At 37.8% G+C, this 24,356-nt stretch carries 19 protein-coding genes; 5 read left to right on the forward strand and 14 right to left on the reverse strand.

Features of this window, described 5'->3' with window-relative positions:
- Nucleotides 1–421: 421 nt before the first annotated feature.
- The 4 genes from KEM10_RS19515 to KEM10_RS19530 all read right to left on the reverse strand — a co-directional run bounded on the left by KEM10_RS19515 (nucleotide 422) and on the right by KEM10_RS19530 (nucleotide 3,830).
- Nucleotides 422–604 carry a hypothetical protein gene (locus KEM10_RS19515; protein WP_212218421.1) on the reverse strand — a complete coding sequence of 61 codons (183 nt, stop codon included), beginning with the start codon at nucleotides 602–604 and terminating at the stop codon, nucleotides 422–424.
- A gap of 169 nt (nucleotides 605–773) precedes the next feature.
- Nucleotides 774–1,634 (reverse strand): MORN repeat-containing protein, encoded by an 861-nt coding sequence (locus KEM10_RS19520; RefSeq protein ID WP_212218424.1) that lies wholly within the window; start codon nucleotides 1,632–1,634, stop codon nucleotides 774–776.
- A gap of 64 nt (nucleotides 1,635–1,698) precedes the next feature.
- A complete protein-coding gene (locus tag KEM10_RS19525; protein WP_212218427.1) occupies nucleotides 1,699–2,508 on the reverse strand; it encodes a DUF2490 domain-containing protein in 810 nt (269 codons plus the stop codon).
- A gap of 488 nt (nucleotides 2,509–2,996) precedes the next feature.
- A complete protein-coding gene (locus KEM10_RS19530) occupies nucleotides 2,997–3,830 on the reverse strand; it encodes a hypothetical protein (RefSeq protein WP_212218430.1) in 834 nt (277 codons plus the stop codon).
- A 1,073-nt stretch (nucleotides 3,831–4,903) separates the two neighbouring features.
- Here KEM10_RS19530 and KEM10_RS19535 point away from each other — a divergent pair.
- Complete coding sequence (locus tag KEM10_RS19535) at nucleotides 4,904–5,551, forward strand: hypothetical protein (protein ID WP_212218433.1); 648 nt, start codon at nucleotides 4,904–4,906, stop codon at nucleotides 5,549–5,551.
- Between the two features lie 128 nt (nucleotides 5,552–5,679).
- On the opposite strand, the gene KEM10_RS19540 is transcribed toward KEM10_RS19535, so the two are convergent.
- From KEM10_RS19540 to KEM10_RS19550, 3 genes are all read right to left on the reverse strand, one after another.
- The gene (locus tag KEM10_RS19540; protein WP_212218436.1) at nucleotides 5,680–6,999 is read right to left on the reverse strand and encodes a serine hydrolase domain-containing protein; all 1,320 of its coding nucleotides are present in this window, start codon (nucleotides 6,997–6,999) and stop codon (nucleotides 5,680–5,682) included.
- Between the two features lie 185 nt (nucleotides 7,000–7,184).
- Nucleotides 7,185–8,897, reverse strand: coding sequence for an amidohydrolase (locus KEM10_RS19545; RefSeq protein WP_212218439.1), 1,713 nt, complete (start codon nucleotides 8,895–8,897; stop codon nucleotides 7,185–7,187).
- A 96-nt stretch (nucleotides 8,898–8,993) separates the two neighbouring features.
- Nucleotides 8,994–10,283 (reverse strand): BamA/TamA family outer membrane protein, encoded by a 1,290-nt coding sequence (locus tag KEM10_RS19550; RefSeq protein ID WP_212218443.1) that lies wholly within the window; start codon nucleotides 10,281–10,283, stop codon nucleotides 8,994–8,996.
- A 217-nt stretch (nucleotides 10,284–10,500) separates the two neighbouring features.
- Here KEM10_RS19550 and KEM10_RS19555 point away from each other — a divergent pair, with 217 nt between their 5' ends.
- Nucleotides 10,501–11,484 carry a helix-turn-helix domain-containing protein gene (locus KEM10_RS19555; protein WP_212218446.1) on the forward strand — a complete coding sequence of 328 codons (984 nt, stop codon included), beginning with the start codon at nucleotides 10,501–10,503 and terminating at the stop codon, nucleotides 11,482–11,484.
- A gap of 266 nt (nucleotides 11,485–11,750) precedes the next feature.
- Here KEM10_RS19555 and KEM10_RS19560 read toward each other — a convergent pair whose 3' ends face one another.
- Both KEM10_RS19560 and KEM10_RS19565 read right to left on the reverse strand, forming a co-directional pair.
- Nucleotides 11,751–13,049 (reverse strand): serine hydrolase domain-containing protein, encoded by a 1,299-nt coding sequence (locus KEM10_RS19560; protein ID WP_212218449.1) that lies wholly within the window; start codon nucleotides 13,047–13,049, stop codon nucleotides 11,751–11,753.
- A gap of 459 nt (nucleotides 13,050–13,508) precedes the next feature.
- Nucleotides 13,509–14,870 (reverse strand): amidohydrolase, encoded by a 1,362-nt coding sequence (locus tag KEM10_RS19565; protein ID WP_212218452.1) that lies wholly within the window; start codon nucleotides 14,868–14,870, stop codon nucleotides 13,509–13,511.
- Between the two features lie 341 nt (nucleotides 14,871–15,211).
- On the opposite strand from KEM10_RS19565, the gene KEM10_RS19570 reads away from it, so the two are divergent.
- Entirely contained in the window at nucleotides 15,212–16,204 is a 993-nt protein-coding gene (locus tag KEM10_RS19570; RefSeq protein ID WP_212218455.1) for a helix-turn-helix domain-containing protein, read from the forward strand.
- 11 nt (nucleotides 16,205–16,215) lie between these two features.
- Here the strand turns inward: KEM10_RS19570 and KEM10_RS19575 are convergent, their stop codons facing one another.
- Both KEM10_RS19575 and KEM10_RS19580 read right to left on the reverse strand, forming a co-directional pair.
- Nucleotides 16,216–17,016: a hypothetical protein gene (locus tag KEM10_RS19575; protein WP_212218458.1), complete on the reverse strand. Its 801-nt coding sequence runs from the start codon at nucleotides 17,014–17,016 to the stop codon at nucleotides 16,216–16,218.
- A gap of 109 nt (nucleotides 17,017–17,125) precedes the next feature.
- Nucleotides 17,126–18,244, reverse strand: coding sequence for a linear amide C-N hydrolase (locus tag KEM10_RS19580; protein ID WP_212218461.1), 1,119 nt, complete (start codon nucleotides 18,242–18,244; stop codon nucleotides 17,126–17,128).
- A gap of 244 nt (nucleotides 18,245–18,488) precedes the next feature.
- Between KEM10_RS19580 and KEM10_RS19585 the strand changes: the two genes are divergently transcribed.
- Nucleotides 18,489–19,466: a helix-turn-helix domain-containing protein gene (locus KEM10_RS19585; protein ID WP_212218464.1), complete on the forward strand. Its 978-nt coding sequence runs from the start codon at nucleotides 18,489–18,491 to the stop codon at nucleotides 19,464–19,466.
- Nucleotides 19,467–19,551: 85 nt separating this feature from the next.
- On the opposite strand, the gene KEM10_RS19590 is transcribed toward KEM10_RS19585, so the two are convergent.
- The 3 genes from KEM10_RS19590 to KEM10_RS19600 form a co-directional block, all read right to left on the reverse strand.
- Complete coding sequence (locus KEM10_RS19590) at nucleotides 19,552–20,007, reverse strand: nuclear transport factor 2 family protein (RefSeq protein WP_212218467.1); 456 nt, start codon at nucleotides 20,005–20,007, stop codon at nucleotides 19,552–19,554.
- Between the two features lie 21 nt (nucleotides 20,008–20,028).
- A complete protein-coding gene (locus KEM10_RS19595) occupies nucleotides 20,029–20,826 on the reverse strand; it encodes a hypothetical protein (protein ID WP_212218470.1) in 798 nt (265 codons plus the stop codon).
- A 317-nt stretch (nucleotides 20,827–21,143) separates the two neighbouring features.
- Nucleotides 21,144–22,454: a serine hydrolase domain-containing protein gene (locus tag KEM10_RS19600; protein ID WP_212218473.1), complete on the reverse strand. Its 1,311-nt coding sequence runs from the start codon at nucleotides 22,452–22,454 to the stop codon at nucleotides 21,144–21,146.
- A gap of 266 nt (nucleotides 22,455–22,720) precedes the next feature.
- Between KEM10_RS19600 and KEM10_RS19605 the strand changes: the two genes are divergently transcribed.
- Entirely contained in the window at nucleotides 22,721–23,698 is a 978-nt protein-coding gene (locus tag KEM10_RS19605; RefSeq protein ID WP_212218475.1) for a helix-turn-helix domain-containing protein, read from the forward strand.
- Nucleotides 23,699–24,356 lie beyond the last annotated feature (658 nt).

Consider the following 24,356-nt stretch of genomic DNA (forward strand, 5'->3'; position numbering starts at 1 on the left):
AAGTGTATATTGACGAAAGAATAGCGGGCTATTTTGAGTCGATTGCACGAAGAAAATTGCTGTTTGTAAGTGGAAATTAGCAAGCTTTGAATAAAGAACTGATTAACTGCTTCAAATTTTATCGCAATAGTTCACTATTACTCTAAAATTATTCATTGTAAATCAGTTTTTTATTTCAATCTGAGTTTTAAAATTTAAATCGAACTCAGGTTATTAGCTTCTAATGTTGTAATTCAAAAAAATAAAAAGGAGTGCTTCCTGGAAACACTCCTCTTTCATTAAAACTAAGAAACCAATTATTCTTGAACAATAAGCAGTATCTGCTTGCTGTAATATCTTTTTTTACAAAAAACCGGAAATGTATACCTACTAGCTAAAAGTATACATTCCCGGTTTTATATTTTCAGTTCCTAAACTAAAATTAGTTTTGTGGCACTTTGTCAAAATCTGGAGCAATTGGCAAATCCACCTCAGGTGCCATTGGAAGTTGTACATCTGCATCATCAGATGGAGTGTAGTTATCGCTGTCGCTTGAACAAGAAGCGAATCCTAATCCGGCTACAAAAGCCATTGCTACGAAAATGTTTTTAAAATTTACTTTCATGATTACTTGTTTTAATTGTTATAAAATTGCTTTGTTTTAATTTCATTACAAAGATGAGGCTCTGAGCCCGTTATTTCTTACCCAAAATGGTCAAGCGTTTATCCAAAACAGTCAAGATGATTACATTGAATTAAAAGCAATTACACTTTAATTTCGGTCTAACCGTACTTTAGTGTCTGTCTGGTTTATCGTTTTCCCATTTCCCATCAAATAGTACTTTTTTATCTTTATCCAACAGTACACCTTTTCCGTGGCGCAAATCGTTACGCCAATCGCCAATGTATTGTTCTCCACTTTTAAATTGATAAATTCCAAAACCATTCCTTAAGTCATTACTGTATTCGCCCTCATAAACATCACCATTTTGCCACGAGTACTTTCCTTGCCCATTGCGCAAACTGTTTTTCCAGTTGCCCTCATAAAATCCTTTATTATCAAAAATGGCATATCCAAAACCATGTGCCTTGCCACTCTTTACTTCACCCAAATATTTAATACTTACTCCCTGACCACAATAAATAGTTAAGGTGTCGGTAATATGAATAGAGCTGATACTATCGTTTAATTCATTTACACGCAGCTCAATGTTACTATTACAAATCAGTACAGAATCAAACTCGGTTTGTAATACATAAAGGGTAGTTTTTACCTTTTCCAGGCTATCGTTTAGCTCATCTTTGTTTTTATACAATTGGCGGATAACCTTTCCTCTTTCGCGAATTTTGTTTGATAGCAAACTATTATTCTGATGAGTTTTATTTCGCTCTTCAAAAATAGAATTAGCATGATGGGTATAAGCTTCATTATTATTGATCTGATCAAGGATAGCAAACTGCTCCAAGGCCAATTCCAGCTCATCGTTGTTTAATAATGAATCGGCTTTTGATTTTATCTTATAATAATCAAGCTCTGCTGCTATATCATTTATAAATGTGTTCCTTTCGTTCAGTTCATTTTTGCTTTTAGCAAGCATGGCAACCAAAATAAGCATGGCTAATAGCAATACCGATATTATATATTTTTTATTCATATCTATTCGTTCATTCGGTTATCAAATTTCTTAAATAGCTTATTGACAATACTGAGGTTTGTAATTAGTATCCTAAATTAATGCCAGGTAAACGCTTCTCTAACTTGCGGAAGTCGAGACCGATTAATACATTAAAACGTAATATATGGGTTGTTTTATAAGAGGCTCCATCACTTTTCTGTCCTAAAGTCCACATATGACCGGCAAAAAAAGTAATGTTATTATTAAGCACATAACCAAACCCATTATAGGTTCTGAAATCCTCCATTGGATTGGCAACAATAGATTTTCCGGAGTGCATAAAAATTTCGGCACTGGGCGAAAAGTATAAGGTCTTTTCTTTAATAGTTGGTGAATTAATGGGGATATATGCAAAAAACTTATAACGGTATCGGTTAGTATAATCGTATTCGGCTCCTACATCATTGTTTCTTTTCCAGCGGTGCTCAAACCTGAACTGATGATAAAGATTAAACCTTCCCAGATCGGTTGTTTTAAATAACCACTGATGCCATATACGAGGTTCTAATGTAATTTTTTCATACTGATCATTTCCCGGATCGGGAGTATAATTAACGATTAAGGCAGGACCAATAACAGCTTCAAAATTTTTACTGAAAAAGAAATTGATACCGGCACGATTATAAATTTGTCTGTCCCGGCCAATAAATGAAGTTACATTATCGGCTGCATTACGCACCCTGTAGTGATGTTCGGCATAATACCCGATTTTATCGCTTAAACGGGCTTTCAGGTATAATCCGTTCCATATACCGGTTTCTTCCAGGCTGGCAGTACTGCTACCAGCATCATTAAACTGTGCCTTACTAATAGTACTTGCAAACAGCAAGATAATTGCAATTTTATATTTCATTGAAATGATGATTAGTTGAGATAAAAATTGAGCTAACAAAGGAAGACAGATCCCCAAGGAGGTACTTATCCAAAATAATCATTCATAAACCCAATCAGGTCATTAAATAATTGAATGATTACTTAACATTATTTAAAGCCATAGAAAAGTAAGTGCAAAAGAATTGATGAACATAGCGATAAAAATGTAAGATAATGCTGCTTTTTAGTATAATAGCTGCTTAATTAACAACAATGCAACGATAGTGCTAAGTACTCTGATTCTTCTTTACTTTGTGAACTCTTGTATACAAATACCAACCAGAAGATCCGATCATTTTTTATTATTTATCGCGCCCCTAACAATAAGGTCCACGGCTGCCTTTGGCATCTGGTTATTATGAAATCATTCAATTTACAACCGTCTTTTGCATTAATTACAATTGATACCAACTACAGCAATCAAGTAAACACCATGGCATCAAAACAATAACACATCAATATGCTATTCTACAATTTACTAATCTGTATCAGATCCACTGAAAATTGCAAGTAGCTTTTTTGTGCAAGCGGATTCAATATAGCAGCTACTTTTACCGGCAATTTGGTATTCTCGTTCACCTTTACTTTTCGGGTAAAAGCAAAACCTATGTCATTAAACCCGGGTTTAGCACCATAAAAATGCCCTGCTGTTGGATCGCTTAAACTGAAAGATCCACCCACATGGGCTTTTACTTTATTGTCGCCCCAGTACCAGCCATATTCCAAAGCCAGGTATTGTGTATAACGCTGATCGCCACGACGAGTGATGGCATTTCCGTTTTCGTCCTGACCAATGGTTTCAATCACATTATCGCGACCAAAAACCAAGGTGGACGATTTCAGGTTCCAATGCCCCTTTTTATCTAACTGTACATTTACAATCAAATCGAGCAAACCGCGTGTAGTTTGTTTGTTAAAGTCGAACAATCCGCTTGGCGTTGGTATATCGGTAATACCTTGTGTAAAGTTGTAATAATATTCGAGGTGAGCATTCCAACGCGGCTGGCGATACACCACAATAAAATCGGTTTCCTGATAAACACCGTTTAAACCAACACCACCGTACATGGCAAAAATCCAGTCCTTCCAGATTACACCGGCCTGTGTAGCCATAGCCGGAGAAGCAGAAGGTAACAATCCACGAAAGACATTTTGCGATTTAAGAGCCAAACTCATATCCCAATCGGCTTTCGAGGCTTCTTTGGTATATAAACTATCAGCTACTACTTTATTTTCGTTTTGGGCATTTACAACATTTATAAACGCTGCAAAGCCCAGTAATAGAGTTACTATTTTTTTCATTTTGCTTTATCTTAAATTTCGAGCATCAATTACAGTAAAACCTACCATTGATTACGTGCAGCAAAATTAGTTTTGAACCGGTTCCGGCACTTTACCATTTTCTTCAAACACATACCCGATGTAGTCAAACTTTATGACTATTAGGTATGCATAAAGGTCAATTCAGTTTTTTTTGAATATCGCAGGTTGTAGGTAACCATGCAACAACAATAATTATTCATATAGTTGAACAAAATTAAGCCAGGTATTTTCGCTTATACTTTTTGTATTACTAAGCACTTGTAATTGATCGTTTATATTATCTATTATTACTTACCATCTTGAATAACATAATAAAGGCTAAACGATATGCAATCCCACCGCGATTGTTAGTGATAAGTCAGGTATATTGATTCTATAAATAGTCAAGCAACCTCAGCAAGGTTGAATATAAATTTAGCCGGTTATTAATAAGTTTTTATGTCAATATTTTTTTGAGATTCTCAAACTCTACTACCTCCTTTTACACATTCATCTCTAACCCTTTATTGATGGCGCATTTCATAATTTATTTTAGTCACTTTCAGCATAACGTTTAATGAATAACATTAACCATAATTTTCTATTATTATCACATTAATGCTTTTAATTTGACCATAAATTAACTACTTTAAATGTGTTTTTTAATACATAAAAGTTGCAGACTAAGTATTGATTAAAAATTTTAACAGAAGAGGAAAATGTAAATCATCAAAATAAATTTCATTCAAAAAAAGCCTGTGAAAAATGATTTATCATCACAAAATAATCGTTTATAGTCACTCACTTTTTATTCCGGGTCACAAAAAAATCATTCCCGGTCAGTGAAAAATGATTTCGGGTCAGTAAAAAATGGCTTAAGGTCAATGAAAAATGAAAAGTTGATGACCTTGAACGAAAATTTTAGGGATTTTATCAAAAGAGAGTGACCAGAAATGAAATTTTTCAACCAGGCATTATAAAATTCAGCCAAAAGGCAAAAGAAATAATCCATAGCAATAAAAATTCCATAAATAAATAAAAAATAATCGCCCTTAATCAATCAAACTAATACCATGAATAAAAAAATCAATGAATTAATTAAAAAATCTGGAATTGCAATCGAAAATGGCACTAATCAACCAGAAATTGCAGACGCCTTGCTTCCCTATGGTTATACGCCTGAAAGAATGACCGAGGGTAAAGGACATTTAGATGAAGCATCGCGATTGAACAGCAAACAAATACAAGAGGATGCTCAGCAGCAGGCGGCCACCAAAGAGTTAAACCTGGCCATTGAGGAGGCCAATAAAGAGTATATACCTCTTTTAAAAATAGCGCGTATCGCCTTTAAAAATGATTCGAACCGATGGGTACAGTTTCAATTGTCGGGAGCAAGAGAAACCAATCAGGCCGATTGGCTGACGCAAACCAATGTGTTTTATAACAATTTACTGGTGGATGAAGATGCACAGGCAAAAATGGCCTTATTTGGTCAAACCAAAGAAAAGCTTGAGGCAGGGTTTGAACTGGTTAAAAAGGTTGAACAAAAACTGGCCTTACGCAAAAAAGAAATGGGGGATGCCCAGAGTGCCACCAACGCACGTAACAAGGCTGCTGACTTATTGCAGAACTGGTATGAAGATTATATTGAGATAAGCCGGCTGGCATTGGCCGAACAGCCACAATACCTTGAAATGTTAGGTATTGTTGAGCCATCGTAAGATAAAGACAAAATAAAAACACACCCCTTGTTTCGAAACGGGCGATCGATACAAGGGGTGTGTTTTATATTTATAACTATGGCTATATTATTATGCCATATAGTTTAGTTATTTAAGAAGTAAGTTTTTTACTTATCAAACAATCCGGATTTAACGATAGGGCGAAGGTACTTTTGTATACGATGTGTTGGCTCTGTTGAGAAAAAGGCAATAACCAAATCGCGATCGGGTGATACATACATACCCTGAGCATTTAAACCTGATTTAAAGAAATCGCCGTCTTCAAAAATGGCATCCCATTGACGTGCGGCTGTTCGAATGGAAGTATCGCCCAGGCGATCCATAAATCGCTGACCCGAACCAGCACTTCCATCCATATAAAATTCTTGCGTACGAGGTGAGTTTGATATACGGTCAATAATTGCAGGCGTAACTATGCGCTCTGTTGATATGGTACTCCAGCTTGGGGTATAAAGTGTACCTACACGAGCCAAATCTCTAAGGTTTGAGGATGCCGGACCATGAACAATGGCAACACCATCGGGTGAAAGGTGCATTTGTAAAGGACCCTCAACACCCATTTTTGACCATACTCGCTGGTTAAAGAAATCAGACCAGCTTTGGCCACTAACTGCTTCAACCAAAAACACCAGCGATTGAGTAACAGCCGATGAGTAAGCATAGTATTTTCCTGGCTCATCTACCTTTTTAGCATCCAGCATAACATCCAGCATATATTCTACTTTGCCATCTGTTGCTTCACCTAACTCGGCTCTGAACATACGCGAGGTAACCGAAGCAGGATCGGCAAACTGAGTTGCATTATCCAATGCATCTAAACCGGCCGACATATCAAGAGCATCCATAACTTTTACATCTTCCCAGGCCGAACCCTTAAACTCAGGCACATAATTACCCAATGGTAAATTTTCATCAATAAGCCCATCCTCAATTAGCAAATCTACTGCCAACGAAGCCAGTACTTTTGTTGTAGAGGCCCAAAAATGAGGATCTAGTTCGTGCATTCCGGGATAAGACTCATAAGCTATTTGTCCTTTATGAATTACAACAAAACCCTGAGCAAAACTTTGGGGGTGTGTCAGGTATTCATCCAACGATAAAGTACCCAAATCAGTTTCTACTTCAATGGCCCCAATCTCGGGCTGTAATGTTTGCTGATATTCCATAATGGGCTGACGACGCAACAGAATAGCTGTTTTATTGGTTTGCGATGCATGAGCATGAAACCATAAAGCAGCCGGTTCGCCTAAGGTAAGTTCTGCAACACTAAAGTTACGAATGTAATTTAAGTTTTCTTCTGCTGACCATCCATCTAACGCTTTTTGAACGGGTGCAGGCCCCTTTCTTTCTTGTGCCATACTGTTTGATGATATTACAATCATCATTGCCGCAGCAAATAATGTTTTGATGATATTTAATCGTTTCATAACTATTTGTTTTAAATGATTACATTAGCAAAGATGAGAAAGAAGTAACACTATGATATACCCATATTAAGCAGAAGCTTACCCAAAATAATTTACCCCTTAGCCAGTTCTATAAAAATAAAAATCGGCTACCCTTAACAGAAGGATAGCCGTTTGACATAGATATACTATATCATGAAGCAACTTTATTCAACCTTATAAACAACCTCACCGTTTAGCCAGGTAGATAATACTTTAATAGCTGATATCTTCTCTGGATTCACCTTTCTTGGATCTTTTTCCAGTATCACAAAGTCGGCCAGTTTACCTGCTTCAATAGAACCAATTTCGTGCTCTGACATACATTGCCATGCTGCTTCGCTGGTTAAGGCCCTAATGGCCGATTCTACAGAAACGCTTTCGTCTGGCGAAATCTTATAATCCGGCTCTTTAAATGTTCTGCGGTTTACTGCAATTTCAATCATCTCGAGCGGATCGGGATTAGTCACCATAAAATCAGAGTGAAGGGTGTAACTGATATTGTTACATTCGGCCGAATGAGCACGATCTAATAGTTGTACTTTTTCTTCGCCAAAAACCATATCGCGCAACCAAACGCCCCAATAATGCACATGCCCAATCAAGAAACTGGCTGAAATACCATATTTCTTCATCTTTTCAAATTGTTCATCATGTATGATAGATGCATGCTCAATTCGAATGCGCAATGGAGCCACATCAATACCTTGCTCCATCAGGTTTTCAACCGCAGTAATAATATTATCAATAGCTGCATCTCCATTTCCGTGAATGGCTAGCTGCCAGCCCTCGTTACCTCTTTGTGTGGCAAATTTAGTTAAAGCCTCAACCGAAGTATATTCTTTTCCATAAGTTCCCTGATGCATACCACAGCAATAAGGTTCGCGTTGCAAACCGGTATATCCCTGGTTAGATCCATCGGCTACCAACTTAAATCCAACTAAGCGTACCATTTCGTTGCCATCGTTGGGCATAATACCTGCTTCAGTCCATTCATCGTTTTTAAGGTAAGAAGGGTAAGCACGAATACGAGCCGTTAAGTCTGGATTTTGGCCGATAGCCTGAAGCAATTGCCATTCAGCTGCACCTGAAGTAACACCTAAAGCCAATTCAGTGGTGGTGGTGATACCTTTTGAATTCCAGTCGCTGGTAAGAGCCAATAAGGCTTTAGCAGGATCTAAGGTCTGTGCTTCAGGCATAGTCATCCAAACTTGTAAAAAGCTGGCCATATTTTTCATCACCCCCGTTAATTCACCATTCTTATCTTTTACAAATTCTGCACCTTCAGGATTAGTAACGTCGTTGGTAATACCTGCTACTTCAAATGCCTTAGAGTTGGCATATGCCAGGTGACCTGAAGCATTGAGTACAAATATAGGATGCTCGGTAGATACTGCATCCAGTTCTTTTATGGTTAGTTCTTCGGGACCATCCTGAATAGATGGATCCCAGTTACGGGCCGCAATCCATTGACCAGATTCTTTCTCAGCAGCTATTTCTTTTAACCGAGCCAACACCTCATCTGTTGTTTTAAAACTGGACATTCCCACATACTCCATTAGATAATCTACCGAAGCACCAGCCACCACATGAGCATGTGGATCAATAAACCCTGGCAACATCACATTTCCTTGCAGGTCTATTGTTTCTGATTGCTTTCCATATTGTTTTTTAAGCGTACTTAAATTCCCTACAGCAACTATCTCCTTACCTTGCACTACAACAGCCTCTTCTTCCGAAAATTCAGCATCAACAGTAAGAATGGTTCCTCCATGAAATAATTTATATTCCTTTGTTTTTTCAGTTGTACAAGTACCCAAAACTAATATGGGAATGAGTGCTATTATAATTGCTTTCAATACTATCTTATATCGCATCATACTATTATACTTTAAACAATTGTCTTATTATCTATTGAATAATTTTCAAACTTGAAGAGTTGTAATACAACTTGATTTTTTAGGTATTGTTCTAGTTTAGAAATACTCAGTAAGGTTAATATATAAGGCACGGGTACCATCGTGTCCCCAACCATAATCGATACCCAGATTGGTTCGTGTTGCCTTTTGTATTTGAATACGCAAACCTACACCGGCAGCGGCAGCCCAATTGTCGAATAATTTTACATTGGCATCGTGGGCCGAAGCAGAAGTGGCGTTGGCAAACACTACACCTCCGAATAAATCAGGGTTCTTAGCTAACAAAGGTAGTCTGAATCGATATTCTGCTTCGGCATAGAACATATCATTACCTCTCCAGCGGCCCTGAGCAAATCCTCTTCCCGAGCGCCCCATTTGGTCCCAGGCTGTTGCCGGTAAAGCCATATAAGGAAGGTTGCCATGGGTTGTAATATTGGCATAGGTCCAAAATGCGATAACATTGCGTGGCACATCTTTTGAAACTGAAAAATAGTCGCGATACTCCATCCATAAGGTTGAAGAGCTTTGATCGCTACCCAAGACTTCGGCATTATATCTGAATGATACATTGGCAAAACGTCCCGAATATGGATTGGCAAGGTTATCGCGTGTATCGTACAATGCATTTGCCGATACGCCTACCAGGTTATATCCCGATGGATCAAACCCATGTTTAGTACTATAGATGTAATGGTTGGTATAAATACCATTTTCTAAATCCAGCAGGTTATCATCAATATTATAATACCTATCGAAATGAATTCCACCTCCAAGATATAACGAAGGTTTTACCTTGCGCAGGCCTGTTTGGTGCATTCTTATAAAGTTAAAATCCATTCCTTCTCCTTCGTATAATTCATCATCAAAAGGAGAAACTCCGGGTAATAAGGTATTGCCATCGCTCCCAGTTCCTAAACCAAAGGTTGGTTGCGAAGAATTAAAGAAACGGTAATCGCTTTGTAACATCCACTTGTTTTGGTTGGTATACACGTTCCCTCTCAATGTTATCATCAGCTGTTTCTTGCTGGTATGCGTAGCCGTTACCATCATATTTGACATATTTGTGGTTGACGGATCGCCCAGAAATATACTACCCGAAGCAGCGGCTCCATACACAAAACCATACGCTGGATTGGACGCAATAGCCGGAATGGGTGTAAAATATAGCTTCCCCACTTTAATATCGGGTTGCACATTTTCAGCAGCCACTTTTTCTGCCTGTTCCTTTCTTTCTTTTTCAATTTCAGGTGTTACTTCCTGATTGTTTTGAATAGGAGGCGATTGTGCCTCTACTCTAACAGCAATGACCATCATTGCCATCAGAAAAATTAATTTTATTGTCTTCATGATTGTATACTTTAATTTCTATTTACAGCACAAAACTAGAGATTGAACAAATGAAAGACATGACCATTTTAACCATACACTTATCCAATTTGCGCATAGTATTAAACTGAATTAATAAGTGGAGAACATTTTACATCGTGTCAAAACAAAAAGCAATAGTTACCCAACTAAAGAAACCTTGATTTGTTTGTAGTATATTTACAAAAAGTACAGAGGTATGGAAAAACAGCAGCCCACTACCCTAAAGTTTAAAGAAGGGTATATTTTAAATTATTATCAGGCGTTTTACGATCGTTTTGGAGGCAAACTGGAGAATGATTCCTATCAATTAAATAAAAATGGGATTTATATTGATGGAACCGTTCATGAGATAATAGATGAAGTTCAGCTGTCACTTGTCGATACTCAAATAGCATTTCCTATACGAATAGATCGCACACCGGATAACAACCCGGAGATGCTGCATCTGGTACTAATCAAAGAAGGAGGCTATTCACAGGCCTATCAAAATCAACTTGTAAATCTGGAAGCAGATAGTACCAAAGGTGTATTTTTTTATAACGGGCTATTTCCGTTAGCCGCTGATTTTCCTGCTAATGCCTCATACAAATCTATTGCATTTAAATTCTCTAAAACAGGTCTAAAAAAGATATTACCGGAAGCAACAACACCTATTAACCAATTATTTGGTAATGAAGAAGGAGTTGCCTATCACATTCCTTTGCCAACCGAAGTGAATCGTTTGATGGAAGATATCTTTTCATACTCGTTAGACTCATTTGGTTCAAAAGCCATGATAAGAGTGCGTGGGCAAGAAATACTAATCACCCTATTGAAGGTAATGATACAAATGGAGCACGATGATTTAAATGGGCTTCATACCCATGATTATCAACGCATCATGATGATTAAAAACCGTTTATTGTCTTCACTTAACGATACGATTAATGTTGAGGAGATTGCCCATGAATTTGGAGTGAGCGTATCAAAGTTAAACCGCGATTTCAATAGTTTATTCAATACTTCAATCTATAAGTTTTACACCTATGCCAAAATCGATGAGGCTTATCGTCGCTTAAAAACAGGCAAATACAGTGTGAGCGAAGTGAGCTATGATATGGGCTATACCAACCCGGCCAAATTTTCAAGCATGTTTAAAAAACTAAAAGGCATCCCTCCTGTTAAGGTAATTCCGTTGTAATCCAATTGACCAAAGTGTGTCTAATTATCAGAGATTAAACCAACCCAACAACTGGACATGGCAGTTTTTAAGTTTTAAATACCAGACAAGACATAACAGCTCCCGTGTAAGTGCAATCTCATTAACCAAGATAATTTCTGATATAGCTTCTTAAAGTGTTATATTCAGCATACTAAAATGTTTATTTTCGATCGAATTGTTTAAACCACAAAAAGGGCATTTCTCACGTGAAATACCCCTTTTATATCTTTGATTTTTACAATCGTTTATCTGTAATTCTGTTTTACAATCTGACGGGCGAAGTCAGGGAAATAGATCTTGTTCATATACACACTTGAAAAGAATACCACTACCGTGTTGGTTTCGGGCGATACATATATACCTTGACCGTAACGTCCGGCTTTAAACAAATCGCCATCATCAAATACTAAATCCCACTGGTAAGTAGCGTGCGACTGTCCATCTTTGAAAAATTTAGCCTTTTCGGTTTCCACCCCACGTTTTAAAGCTTCGGCATAGGTTGTATCGTAAACTTTTTCGAAATAACTATCGCTTACAATCTGCTCATCAGCAACCTTTCTCCAGCTAGGTGTGAATAACATGGCAAAACGTCCAAAATCGCGCAAACGTGATCCAAAATAACCAGCTGCCAATGGCTCGCCCTGAGCCGACAGGGCAAAATGGCCGTCGCTTTCCATTCCGATTTTTGTCCATATTTTTTCGCTTATTACTTCTTCGTATTTTTGACCGGTAACACGCTCAATAATAAATCCAAGTACTTGCGTATTAGGCGATGCATAATCATATTTAACACCGGGCTCGATATAACTCTTAACTCCCTTTATTAAATCAAAAGCCGATATTCCACCATCCTCGTGGCGAGAAGCCAGCGAATAGGTAGTTATTTGCGACAATGCATGATCGGGATTCATAAAGTTGGCATTGGTTTCTACATAGTCCATACCCGAAACATGATGTAACAGATGCTTCACCTTCACCTTTTTCCAATCCTCGCTGTCGTACTCAGGAATATAATGGTTAACCGACTGCTCCAGATCAATTAATCCCTCTTCGCTTAATATATGAATGGCAACACCGGTTAGCTGCTTTGATGCTGAAAACCAGCTATGCTTATCCAGTTCGCGCATTCCCGGATATTCTTCCATCACAATTTTACCATTGTGAATAACCAGTACTCCTTGAATTTGAGCTTTCTCATTTGTTAATAATTCGCCCACTGACATTTTACCCAGGTCGGTATCGGTTTTTGTATCTAAAAGTGACTTATCTAATTTTTTCTTCAACATTGCAACCTGCCCTGCCCCTCGATATACAGTGGCTGTTTGATAAAACTCAGGCATGTTTAAAAAGCTATAATTCCCCTGGTCTCCATTAACCAAAAAATCAACACTTCTATAGTTTCTTCTGTATTCCTGAACCTTTTCAGGAGGCGTACTCTCCGTAAAGATAGATACTGGTGATGGTTCAACCTCCTGAGCATTTGCCTGAGATAAACCGGTTCCGCCTACTAACAAGGCAAGTATTAATGTTTTTATTATTTTCATCTTACTATAATTTATAGGTTTTAATCAATTTGATATCTACAAATATAGCGGAATAAACCCTGCAAGACGTACCAAATAGATTCACTATAACACCCAAAGGAACCAAAAAAGGCCACAACTAACTGTTGCGACCTTCATTAATCAATAATCAGAATTATCCTAAATATTTTAATTATTGGCGCTTCACCCAAACCCAATACCGAATCATCGCGACAAAGAAAGATGAATTGTATTTACGTTGATTCTTTATTTATTGAACCCTTTCAGGGTTCTTGACGGCTGAATTTACACAACCACAGGTTGCACCTGTGGCTATTATTGTTAATATCCTTCGGACATTTTCAAATCCTGAAAGGATTTAATATGAATAGCCACGGGTGGAACCCGTGGAATATGAACGTATCATAAAGGAACCCAAAGTGGGTTCAACTGTTGATTCGCATTATAATAACCTTACATTTATTTCTGCAAAATTTCTAACGCTACCAATGCCGATAATTTTGATCCAAAAGTAATGCCATCAAGGTCTACCTGATAAGTTGGTTCATGTGGCATAAATGGAAACTCTTTTCCCTCGGCTTGCGCTTCGGCAAATAATTTTGGTTGGGCAGTACCCACAAACAGGTAAGCTCCTTTCACATCTTCCAGTCCGTCAATAAGTGCAAATGCATCTTCAGACCCGGGAACGCTAATATTATCAACGCGGTGTTTTACAAAACCGGTACGCTCTGTTGCACTTCTAATGGTTGCCATTAAGGCTTCGTCGTTGTAGATAGCCGGACCAAAACCACTTTGGGTAATGGTAGGCATCATATCCTCTGATAGACCATTTGCCATGGCAATACCGTTGCAGATATCATGAATACCTTTAATCATCTTATCCATTACTTCATTGGTTGAGAAGTGTAACTTTAGTTTAAGGTGCGAAGAAGTAGGAATAACATTATGCTCTACACCGGCCTGTACACTTCCGATAGTTAATACAGCAACCTCTTCCGGATCGGTGTAACGCGACACTACCGTTTGCAACTGTACAATAGCCATACCTGCCATCACAACCGGATCTTTGGCATGGTGAGGCGATGAGCCATGACCGCCAATTCCGTGAAAGGTAACATCAATATGTGTTGTACCCGTTGTTAAACGTCCATCGGTAGCTAAAAACGAACCTGTTGGAAACGCTGCCGTGTGTTGCGCCAAAAAATAATCGGGCTTTGGTACATTGTATTGGGTATATAAACCGGCATCAACCATTGCCTGTGCTCCTTGAACATTTTCTTCGGCAGGCTGTGCAATTAATACCAGTGTTCCACTCCATTTATCTTTCATTTCAACCATGGTATGGGCCAAAGCAACCACAAAAGTTGTATTGGCATCGTGCCCACAGGCATGCATAACCGGCGACTCATTACCATCCATATCGGTTGCAATTTTTGTACTGGCATATGGCAAATCGGTTTCTTCCTTTACAGCTAGCGCATCCATATCGCCCCTATACATTAATACCGGTCCATCGCCATTACGAAGAATTGCTGCTACGCCGGTTACACCTATTCCGGTGTGCACTTCAAAACCCAGTTTTTTAAATTCAGCGGCTACAATACCCGAGGTACGCACTTCCTGAAACGGAAGCTCAGGGTTAGCATGCAAATCTTTAAAAATATCTTGTATATACTCAGCGTTATCATCTACAACTTTTTCCATTTGGTTGATTACCTCCTGCGGAAGGGTGCTTTCCTGAGCCATCAAACTGCTTCCGGAAAAAACCAATACCATGGTTACCATGGTAAGCGTCAATGCATTTTTTATAATCTTTTTCATGATATAATTCTTTAATGTATTTATACAATCTGTTTAATGCATGGTGTTTATTGTACCAGTCATAGATGTTAATTTTCTCAATTACCCCAACCCTAAAGGGAGTTGAGAAAATCAGTTGCTCCCTTTAGGGATGGGGTTAATCAACTGATTTTGATGCACCCGTTTTTAACTTGGTATTATAAAGACTAAGCATAATCTGTTTCTTTTTATATGACAAAGAAACGTCATGATCAGGGCTGAAAACGAATCCCTGTAGGTCAAGATCCCCTCCTGTTTGGTCAAAAGGTAGATTGGTCGTACTTTAGTTGAAGTTAAACCTAGGCCTTGTAAAGAATTCATTAATGGAACACCACGATCAACAAATAATTTGCCTGCAGGAAGGAAGCGGCTATAAATACCTGGATATTCTGGAAGAATCCTATCCCAAAGGCAAACGAACCGAAAACGGTTTTGACTATGAGTTGGGAAACGATCTAATTAAAATAGATATCTCGCCTATATCGAAAGATTTTGAGTTAATATTACTACAGCTACAATTGCAAAAGTCACTACTTGTTAAACGCTTACCTGACGATCAGACCGATTATTTCCATTTAACATTGATAAAAGAAGGACAGGTAACACGTCAGTACCAAAACGAGCAGAAGAACGCCGAAGCGGGTACTTCCATGGGCTTGTTTTTACACAACGGCCTGTTTCCGCTTGACTCGCATTACCCGTCCAGAGTGGGCATTCGCTCGGTAAGCTTTAAGTTTTCGCTGAGTGGTATTTCCAGTCTAATCCCGGAGGCCATTCCTCTTTTACAATCGTTATTTCCTGATGATGAGCCCAAGGGCTATCATACCCAGGTGAGTGCCGAACTGGAAAAACTAATGGACGACCTCTTTTTTTATGAAACCCTTGATTTTGGCAGACAAGCATTGGTTACCAGCGACGGACTAAAACTATATACGCTGTTAATGAGTTCGCTGAAAAACCAACTGGATAAAGAAAATTTGCACGGATTGCATATTGATGATTACAAACGACTGCTTGAGGTAAAGCAATTCATTCTCGATCACCTCAACCAGAAAGTGAGTATGGATGAGATAGCAAATAAATTTGGTGTTAGTGGCTCCAAGCTAAAACGCGATTTTAAAGCCCTGTTCGATTGCAATGTGGGTGAGTTTTATACCCATGCCAAAATGGACGAAGCTTACCGTCGTTTGAAATCGGGTAAATATACCGTAACCGAAGTAGGCTATGATATGGGCTATCAGAATGCTTCGAAATTCTCAACCATGTTTAAAAAAGTAAAGGGCATCAATCCTAAAGATGTGATACCCTTGCAGTAGCTAAAATGCTGTTATTTAGAAAATACAAATGTTGTTGTAAACCTCAATTCGCTTTTACCTAAGTAATCAGGTCGTACCACATTATTGTAATACTGAACTCCAAACTGGGTTGGAAGCTTACCTAAAAATACCAGCTTACTTACTCCACCACCAACAGGAACTGTCCATTGCTGTCCACTGTCAGCATTCCAATTGGCTGTAATAGTTGGATAGGTATTTACCACCCATCCTTTTCCTAAACTGTAGGCAATTAATGTTTGGCTGACAAAACGGTTTACATCAGCTCTTTGATCGTCTCCGGCAAAAGAGTTCGTCTGACGAAAAACCATGTCCAGCGTCCACTTGTTCTTTTGATATACAGCCACCAAACTGGCACCAGCACTCCACTTACCACTACCTAACAGATCATCACTTGCTGTTGGCATATCAATAGATGGCCCAACTCCAAAGGCTAAGTTCCCCAACTTCTTTTTAGGTGCAAAATAGAACGAGTAATTTAAATCGGTTGTACCAAAAGTACTCCCATTGCCTAAAGTAGTTGAAGGCAAATGCGTAGTACCAATTACAGCTCGGTGTACCATACTGAAGTTACCATATTCAAAGGCCATAACCGGTTGAAATGAGGTGGTATAAGTTGCTCCCTCGTATTGCGGTGTTCCTAATCCAAAGTTATGTTGGATGGGTAACGCTGTAATGTTCGACAATGGATTTTGTAACTTTTGTGCAATTGCGTCTTGGTCACTTTGTGCATAAACGCCAGAAAAACTTATTAATGCCAATAAGGTAATGGCAATATTTTTTAATGTATTCATGATTGCTTATAATACTTATTTAGACTAGTGTGTCTTTTAAAAATGATGATATAGGAGGTGTTTTAAATTGGCCTGCAGAACGTGTGCAGGCCAAATAAGGTCAGCCCTATTATAAATCAAGCTTTACTTCAATCTTGTCCTGCTCTTTTTTCTCATCTAAAGAGAGGTGGATAATTTCTTTACCAATTTTTGAAAAATTAATATTTTTCAAGTCAACCATTCTTACACGTCTGTTGTGCTGTGTATGGTAGTTTAATTGTCTGTCCTGTATATTCCAGGCCGTAGTCCATAACGTTGTTGAGCGCATCGAATCATCGAAAAAATTAGCGCTGGCACCTTCCCCTCCATCAGGGCCCAAAGGAAGGTTGAAGTTATCTAGTATTCTGAAAACCTCATAAACAGTTTCATCAGCATCATTTGTTTTGCGGGCTGATTGAGACCATGCTACGGCTCTTACAAATCGAGACACAGGTGTATTATCGCCGGGCATTCCTAAAAACCCCGAACCTGCACCCATCGGGCTAATCGTAATGTCGTTTAATTTCTTAGGACTTTGCGGGTGAGCCGTAAGGTTTACATAGTTATTTAAGTTGGTCATGTGCCAGTCGTATTTTGGAGCATTCGTAATAACCCCAAGTGGAGCATCGTGTAGCATTAACTCACCTTCTGAATACTCAATTACTAAAGATGTACCATTAGCATCTGTAACAATCCAATGCGCACCAACTTCCATTCCGATTGCTTTCTCAATTACACCAACTACCGATATTTCCTGCATACCTTTTTTCACCTCTTCTACATCTTTAAAGCTTGAAAGAATATAGGTAAGGAGTTCTTGCGATGAGATAGTTTTTGAAGCATCAGCACTATTATACTCCTGAAATTTTGCATAATTTGGATGGTAAAACATACCTGCTGCCAAACCGGCTTCATTCATCCCATCACCAAAATAGTCTTTGCCAATTATATCTAATGCTACAAATCCATACTTTACTTTGTATGCCATACCATTATCACCTTCCGGAGTTAAGCTGCTAAATTTAAATCCCTCTGGAACAACGGCCACTCTTGAGTTAAGATCAAAAGCTCCCCACTCCATGGTTCTGCCATATACTACTCCACCATCTTCAGCTATTAACCGAATTCCTGTACAAGCATCTGACTTACTTGGTACCAAAAACATTAGAGCCATTGATAAAACCGCTCCTATTCTACTTAATTTATTCATAATTTCTATTTTTTATTTGTTTATTGCTCTTTTTGCCGAATAGTTTTCAATTACTATTACAGAGGCAAATTTAGAGCAACGCAGCACCGATATTTTACCACTTATCGCCAAGTGAATGTCCAATAACGTCAGGCAAATAATGTTTGAATTAAAAAAACTCAGCACTACCAATAGGTTTCACACATTGTCATCTAGTTTATTAGCCTTATCTTTAGCAGAACGTCTGATAAATCCTTATATAAAAATGAACAACAAGACACTTAACATAAAGGAAGGGGGAAGTGACAACTATTTCAATGGCCTTGAAAAAGCTTTTAATGTTAAGAGAATTGGCAACCGCTTTGACTTTAGAGAAGGTAAACACCATGTTTCGGTAATAAATTATAAATTATTCGATGATTTTGAAATGATGGTGCACAGCCTTAATGTTAAAGATAACTGGACTTTAGAGCGGATACCTGATGAGCAGCCCGACTTTTACCATTTTGCCCTTATTAGTGAAGGGAGTCTCCGGCAGGATTTTAGTAACGAAGAACATTTAATAGAAGCCGGATCGAATAAAGGCATGTTTATTTATAATGGCCTATTCCCATTAAAAACACATTTCCCCAATAACACGGAATACAAATCGATCGTATTTAAATTTTCAAAAACCGCTTTTACTAAAAGCATTCCTGATTCCTTAGGTATTTTGGAATCGCTTTTTGAAGGAAATGAGGCAAAAGCGTATCACACCAGTATCCCTGTGGCATTACAAAAAGTAATTGAGGATTTATTTTTATACCAGCAAGATAAACTGACTGCCAACATTTTGGTCACATCGAAAGGCCTGGAGTTATTCGCCCTTTTAATTAAATCGGTAAAAAAACTATTGGACGATGATGAGTTAAACGGCTTGCATATTGATGACTATAACAGGGTTCTACAGATTAAAGACGAGATTATTAAGCATGTGGAGGGAAAAATAAACATTGAGGATATTGCCAGTCAATTCGCCATTAGTGTTTCGAAACTACAACGCGATTTTAAAGCATTGTACAACTGTACTGTATACAACTTTTTTACACAGGCTAAAATGGACGAAGCCCAACGCAGGTTACGCTCCGGTCAATACTCGGTTACAGAAGTAGGCTACGATCTGGGTTATAGCAGCATCTCAAAGTTCTCAACCATGTTTAAAAAAATGAAAGGCATTAATCCAAGTGATGTAATTCCGATTTAAAAATCAGTTTTAGAAATTAAAAAAGGCCAACAACAATCTGTTGCGGCCTTTCATTTATCATTAATCGTTAGTCAATAATCATTTATCAGTCACCCACGGTGTAATAAATCTTATTTACGATTTTCCATCCATCAGGAAATTTATACAGCTGCATAAAGTCGATATACACCGGTTTACCTTCCAGTATGTACTCCATTTTTAGTGTGGCTGCATATTTTTCAACCTGAATATCTAAATAATTTACACTAACCTGCTTATCAGCTGCACGAGGAAGAACGCCATTATCAATATTATCTTGTGCCATTTGCTTCCATCCTTCGCGGCCTACATTGTTCAAGGTTCCGTCTTTCTCCAGCACCTGCATACGAAAATCGGGATGAAAACCAGCATCAATCTTATCCATATCGCCTATATTCTGAGTTCCCTCGAGGTACGATGTTTCAATAAGCTGTTTAATGGCTGTTACTTCTTTGTCTTCAGGGGCATTACAGGATGCTAATCCAATTAGCGCTGAAAATAATACGATTGCTATATTTTTCATGTCAATAATGTTTAAATGCTGTTATTTAGAAAATACAAATGTTGTTGTAAACCTTAGTTCGCTTTTGCCAACGTAATCAGGTCGTACCACATTATTGTAATACTGAACTCCAAACTGTGTTGGAAGCTTACCTAAAAATACCAGCTTACTTACTCCTCCTCCTACTGGAACAGTCCATTGTTGTCCCTTATCAGCATTCCAGTTGGCAGTAATAGTTGGAAAAGTATTTACCACCCAACCTTTTCCTAAACTGTAGGCTACTAAGGTTTGACTGACAAAACGGTTTACATCAGCTCTTTCGTCATCTCCGGCAAAGGAATTGGTCTGACGGAATACCATATCCAGAGTCCACTTGTTTTTTTGGTACACAGCAACAATACTGGCTCCGGCATTCCACTTACCACTACCTAACAAAGGATCACTGGCTGTAGGCATATCGATAGATGGCCCAACACCAAAGGCTAAATTCCCCAACTTCTTTTTAGGAGCAAAATAGAACGAGTAGTTTAAATCGGTTGTTCCAAAAGTACTTCCATTACCTAAAGTAGTAGATGGTAGGTACGATGTACCAATAACAGCTCGGTGTACCATACTAAACTTACCATAGTCAAAGGCCATTACCGGTTGAAATGAGGTAGTGTAAGTTGTTCCCTCGTAATCTGGTGTTCCTAATCCAAAGTTATATTGAATAGGTAGCGCAGTAATGTTTGACAATGGATTTTGTAATTTCTGCGCTATCTCTTCTTGTGTTTGAGCAAAACTCAGGATATTACCAAACGCGAGTATTCCTGTAAGTATTAATGCTTTTAGATAATTCATAATATATTGCTTTATTTTAATTTCACATAAGCTTAATGGCAATTCAATCAATAGTTTCTATTCCGTGATATCCACTTTATGATGCAAAAATGATATATCTATTCATGAACAAAGGCTCCAAACAGATCAAGCTATGACCTCATTTGGTCAAATTGAATTGTAGCTATTGCACAACTAAGAATTTACTAGTCGTATTTTAAGTTAGTGGTAGTATTATTTAGGCATAAGTATGGCCGGGAGACAAAGATTATTCAATATCTCCAATACTTATTTTTTTTAAACTAAGGGGTTCTTAATGAACCCCTTTACCAATATGCTTAGCGATAATTTTGATCAATTATTTGACGTGCAAAACCGGGGAAGTATAACAGGTTTTCGTATACAGTAGAGAACCATACAATCACAGTATTCGTTTCGGGCGATACATAAATACCCTGACCATAACGACCGGCCTTATACATATCTCCATCATTAAACACTGCATCCCACTGGTAGCTTGCATGCGAAGGAACTTCGCCAAAGTATTTTGCATTGTTAGTACCCTGCTCACCTTTTAAATATGCGTCGCTGTATGTTTTGTCATTTACTTTTTCGAAGTAACTATCCGAAACAACTTTCTCTTGAGACACCTTATTCCAACTATCGGTAAATAACAATCCGAAACGTCCCATATCTCTCAATCGAGATGAAAAGATAGCTCCATTTAAGATCTCACCATATGGAGTTAGTGCATAATGGCCTTCACTCTCCATGCCACTTTTTCCCCATACGCGCTGACTTAATACATCTTCGAACTTCTGATTGGTTACTTTTTCGATTATAAGACCCAGGATCTGTGTATTCATGGTTGAATAGTCAAAAGCCTCACCCGGTTCTCTATACAATTTTACGTCCTTCATAATATCAAAAAGTGATTTTTCTGATGGCTCGTGGCGCGTAGCAATCGCATAAGCAAAACCAATAGCCAATGGATGTCCGGGAGTTTTAAAGTTTTTGTTTGTTTCAACATAATCCATACCCGATACGTGATGCAATAAGTGTTTTACTTTCACTTTTTGCCAATCAGCGCTGTTAAACTCAGGTATATAATGCGTAACTGATTCCTCCAGATCAATCTTTCCTTCTTCTTCTAAAATGTGTACCAATATTCCGGTTAGTGTTTTGGATGCAGAAAACCACACATGCTTATCTGTTTCGCGCATGCCCATGTATTTTTCAAGAGCAATTTTACCATCATGAATAACTAACAACCCCTGCATACGGGCACTGTCGTTTTGTACTAATTCAGATAAAGGCATGGTTCCGGCATTGGTTTTGGTAATCGTATTCCAAAGCTCTTCATTCAAATTTTCTTCTAAAAAAGAAACCTGTCCGTTTCTGTAGACTGTTGCTGTTGGCGAAACTTCGGGTAGGTTTAAAAAACCGTAAGCTCCCGTTTGATCGGCCTTAATAAAATTTAATGCCCTGTATTCGGTACGATACTTCTGAGCATCTGTTGAATTAATATCTTCCTTAAATTCTGAAATTGGTTGCAAACCATCGGTTCCATCCAGCTTGTTACTTGTCTTTTGTGCAAAACTCATTGTCGATATCAGGAACAATCCTGAAAGTAATAATGTAATTCTCATATCAATTATTTTTAGTAGTTACAAAATTGATCAGCTATTTAGGCTTACTAAAGCATTGCTGAACTTGTATTTAAATTAACAATTCAAATATCAGGATTATGGAGGTTACAATCATCTCCGTTTGTACCAACCCAATTCCCAAAGAACCCAAAAGCATAATTTAAGGCCAAAAATAAAACATAACGGTAGTATTGTATGAGCAAACTATTCAAATAATTGTAAACACTAAATGATTCTTTAACTTTACGTGAGTAAACAGATACACATTGGACACAACAATTTTAAAGGTTACTGAAGGCGGAATGAACAACTACTTTAAGGTAGTTGAGGAGGTTTTTGAGCAAAAGAGAATAAAAAACAGGTTTGAGATACAAAAAGGTTCTAACTATTTTCATCTCTCTTCGCAGCTTATTGCAGCTGATTTTGAACTGGGGGTACTTAGTACCAACTTCTATAATAATATTGTAGTTGATAGAATTGCAAATGAAAGACCCGACTATTATCATTTTAATATGATTAAAGAGGGTAAAATAATGCAGGACTATGATAACGAAGAGAAAACTGCAGAAGCCGGCACTAATAAAGGTGTATTTGTATACAATGGTGGTTTCCCTTTAAAATCAAACATACCAGCCAATCAGGATTACAAGGCTATTGTTTTTAAAGTATCAAAACAAGCTATAGCCGAAATAATGCCCGAAGCATTGCCCATTATTGAAACCTTATTTGAAAACGATGAGCCAACTGCCTATCACACCCAATTACCTATTGAGATGGAAAGGCTTTTGACTGAACTTTATGAATTTAACAGTGGTATTTTTGGCAAAAACACTATGGTATTATCTCGCGGGCTGGAATTATTTACCATGCTTTTAAATTCCATTAAACAATTATTAGAAAAAGATGAGTTACATGGTTTACACATTGATGACTATAATCGTTTACTTTTAATTAAAAAGGAAATGTTAGATAATATTGAGGGTAAAATCAATGTTGAAGAAATTGCCAAACAGTTTGCTATCAGCAAATCAAAATTGCAGCGCGACTTTAAAACACTATTTGACATTTCAGTCTATCAGTTTTTTGCTCAAGCCAAAATGGATGAAGCCTATCGCCGTCTAAAAACAGGTAAATTTACCGTAATGCAAGTGGGTTACGATCTTGGATATAATAGCATTCCCAAATTCTCGATCATGTTTAAAAAAAATAAAGGAATTAATCCAAGTGATGTGATACCGGGTTAAAATATAAGATTGATAGTACAAAAACAATTGACGTAGATATTGATTCCGTCGAGATGGATATTTATACACATTAACAGTTGAACCCCTTCAGGGTTCTTTTTGTCAGGTTGATCAGAAAACACAGGTTGCACCTGTGGCTATTATTGTTAATGCCCTTTGGGCATTCTTGTTTTGTACAATTGTGAGAAATGGGTTTCTGCCATAATTTGTAAGTTTTATTCCAACGATATTTATTTTATTGGCAGGTTGGTAATTAATTCCGAAGGAATTAAACAATAGTAGTTCCGGGTGTCAACTCGGAAAAATAAGTAATGAAAGCAAATAAAGACCTTTCAGGGTTCTAGGGATCCGATTGGGACTTAAAGTCTATAGGTTGCACCTGTGGCTATTGTTGTTAATGCCTTTTAGGCATTCATGTTTTGTACAATTGTGAGAAATAGGTTTCTGCCATAATTTGTAAGTTGCATTCGAACGAGATTTGTTTTATTGGCTGGTTAGTAAATAATTCCGAAGGAATTAAACAATAATAGCACCGGGTGTTAACCCGGAGAAACTGACAGCAAACCGAAACAGAACCCTTAACAAGGGTTCAACTATGACCACATCAAACAAGCAAGCTTTTACTTGAAGTTATTTACCACCAAAAGAAAAGGCCAAC

The organism is Carboxylicivirga linearis, from assembly GCF_018271995.1.
Classification (GTDB): domain Bacteria; phylum Bacteroidota; class Bacteroidia; order Bacteroidales; family Marinilabiliaceae; genus Carboxylicivirga; species Carboxylicivirga linearis.

What these genes read in the sequence shown, in the direction of transcription:
- KEM10_RS19515 (WP_212218421.1), bottom strand. Translation starts at nt 604, where the DNA reads ATGAAAGTAAATTTTAAAAACATTTTCGTAGCAATGGCTTTTGTAGCC.
- KEM10_RS19520 (WP_212218424.1), bottom strand. Translation starts at nt 1,634, where the DNA reads ATGAATAAAAAATATATAATATCGGTATTGCTATTAGCCATGCTTATT.
- KEM10_RS19525 (WP_212218427.1), bottom strand. Translation starts at nt 2,508, where the DNA reads ATGAAATATAAAATTGCAATTATCTTGCTGTTTGCAAGTACTATTAGT.
- KEM10_RS19530 (WP_212218430.1), bottom strand. Translation starts at nt 3,830, where the DNA reads ATGAAAAAAATAGTAACTCTATTACTGGGCTTTGCAGCGTTTATAAAT.
- KEM10_RS19535 (WP_212218433.1), top strand. Translation starts at nt 4,904, where the DNA reads ATGAATAAAAAAATCAATGAATTAATTAAAAAATCTGGAATTGCAATC.
- KEM10_RS19540 (WP_212218436.1), bottom strand. Translation starts at nt 6,999, where the DNA reads ATGAAACGATTAAATATCATCAAAACATTATTTGCTGCGGCAATGATG.
- KEM10_RS19545 (WP_212218439.1), bottom strand. Translation starts at nt 8,897, where the DNA reads ATGATGCGATATAAGATAGTATTGAAAGCAATTATAATAGCACTCATT.
- KEM10_RS19550 (WP_212218443.1), bottom strand. Translation starts at nt 10,283, where the DNA reads ATGAAGACAATAAAATTAATTTTTCTGATGGCAATGATGGTCATTGCT.
- KEM10_RS19555 (WP_212218446.1), top strand. Translation starts at nt 10,501, where the DNA reads ATGGAAAAACAGCAGCCCACTACCCTAAAGTTTAAAGAAGGGTATATT.
- KEM10_RS19560 (WP_212218449.1), bottom strand. Translation starts at nt 13,049, where the DNA reads ATGAAAATAATAAAAACATTAATACTTGCCTTGTTAGTAGGCGGAACC.
- KEM10_RS19565 (WP_212218452.1), bottom strand. Translation starts at nt 14,870, where the DNA reads ATGAAAAAGATTATAAAAAATGCATTGACGCTTACCATGGTAACCATG.
- KEM10_RS19570 (WP_212218455.1), top strand. Translation starts at nt 15,212, where the DNA reads ATGGAACACCACGATCAACAAATAATTTGCCTGCAGGAAGGAAGCGGC.
- KEM10_RS19575 (WP_212218458.1), bottom strand. Translation starts at nt 17,016, where the DNA reads ATGAATACATTAAAAAATATTGCCATTACCTTATTGGCATTAATAAGT.
- KEM10_RS19580 (WP_212218461.1), bottom strand. Translation starts at nt 18,244, where the DNA reads ATGAATAAATTAAGTAGAATAGGAGCGGTTTTATCAATGGCTCTAATG.
- KEM10_RS19585 (WP_212218464.1), top strand. Translation starts at nt 18,489, where the DNA reads ATGAACAACAAGACACTTAACATAAAGGAAGGGGGAAGTGACAACTAT.
- KEM10_RS19590 (WP_212218467.1), bottom strand. Translation starts at nt 20,007, where the DNA reads ATGAAAAATATAGCAATCGTATTATTTTCAGCGCTAATTGGATTAGCA.
- KEM10_RS19595 (WP_212218470.1), bottom strand. Translation starts at nt 20,826, where the DNA reads ATGAATTATCTAAAAGCATTAATACTTACAGGAATACTCGCGTTTGGT.
- KEM10_RS19600 (WP_212218473.1), bottom strand. Translation starts at nt 22,454, where the DNA reads ATGAGAATTACATTATTACTTTCAGGATTGTTCCTGATATCGACAATG.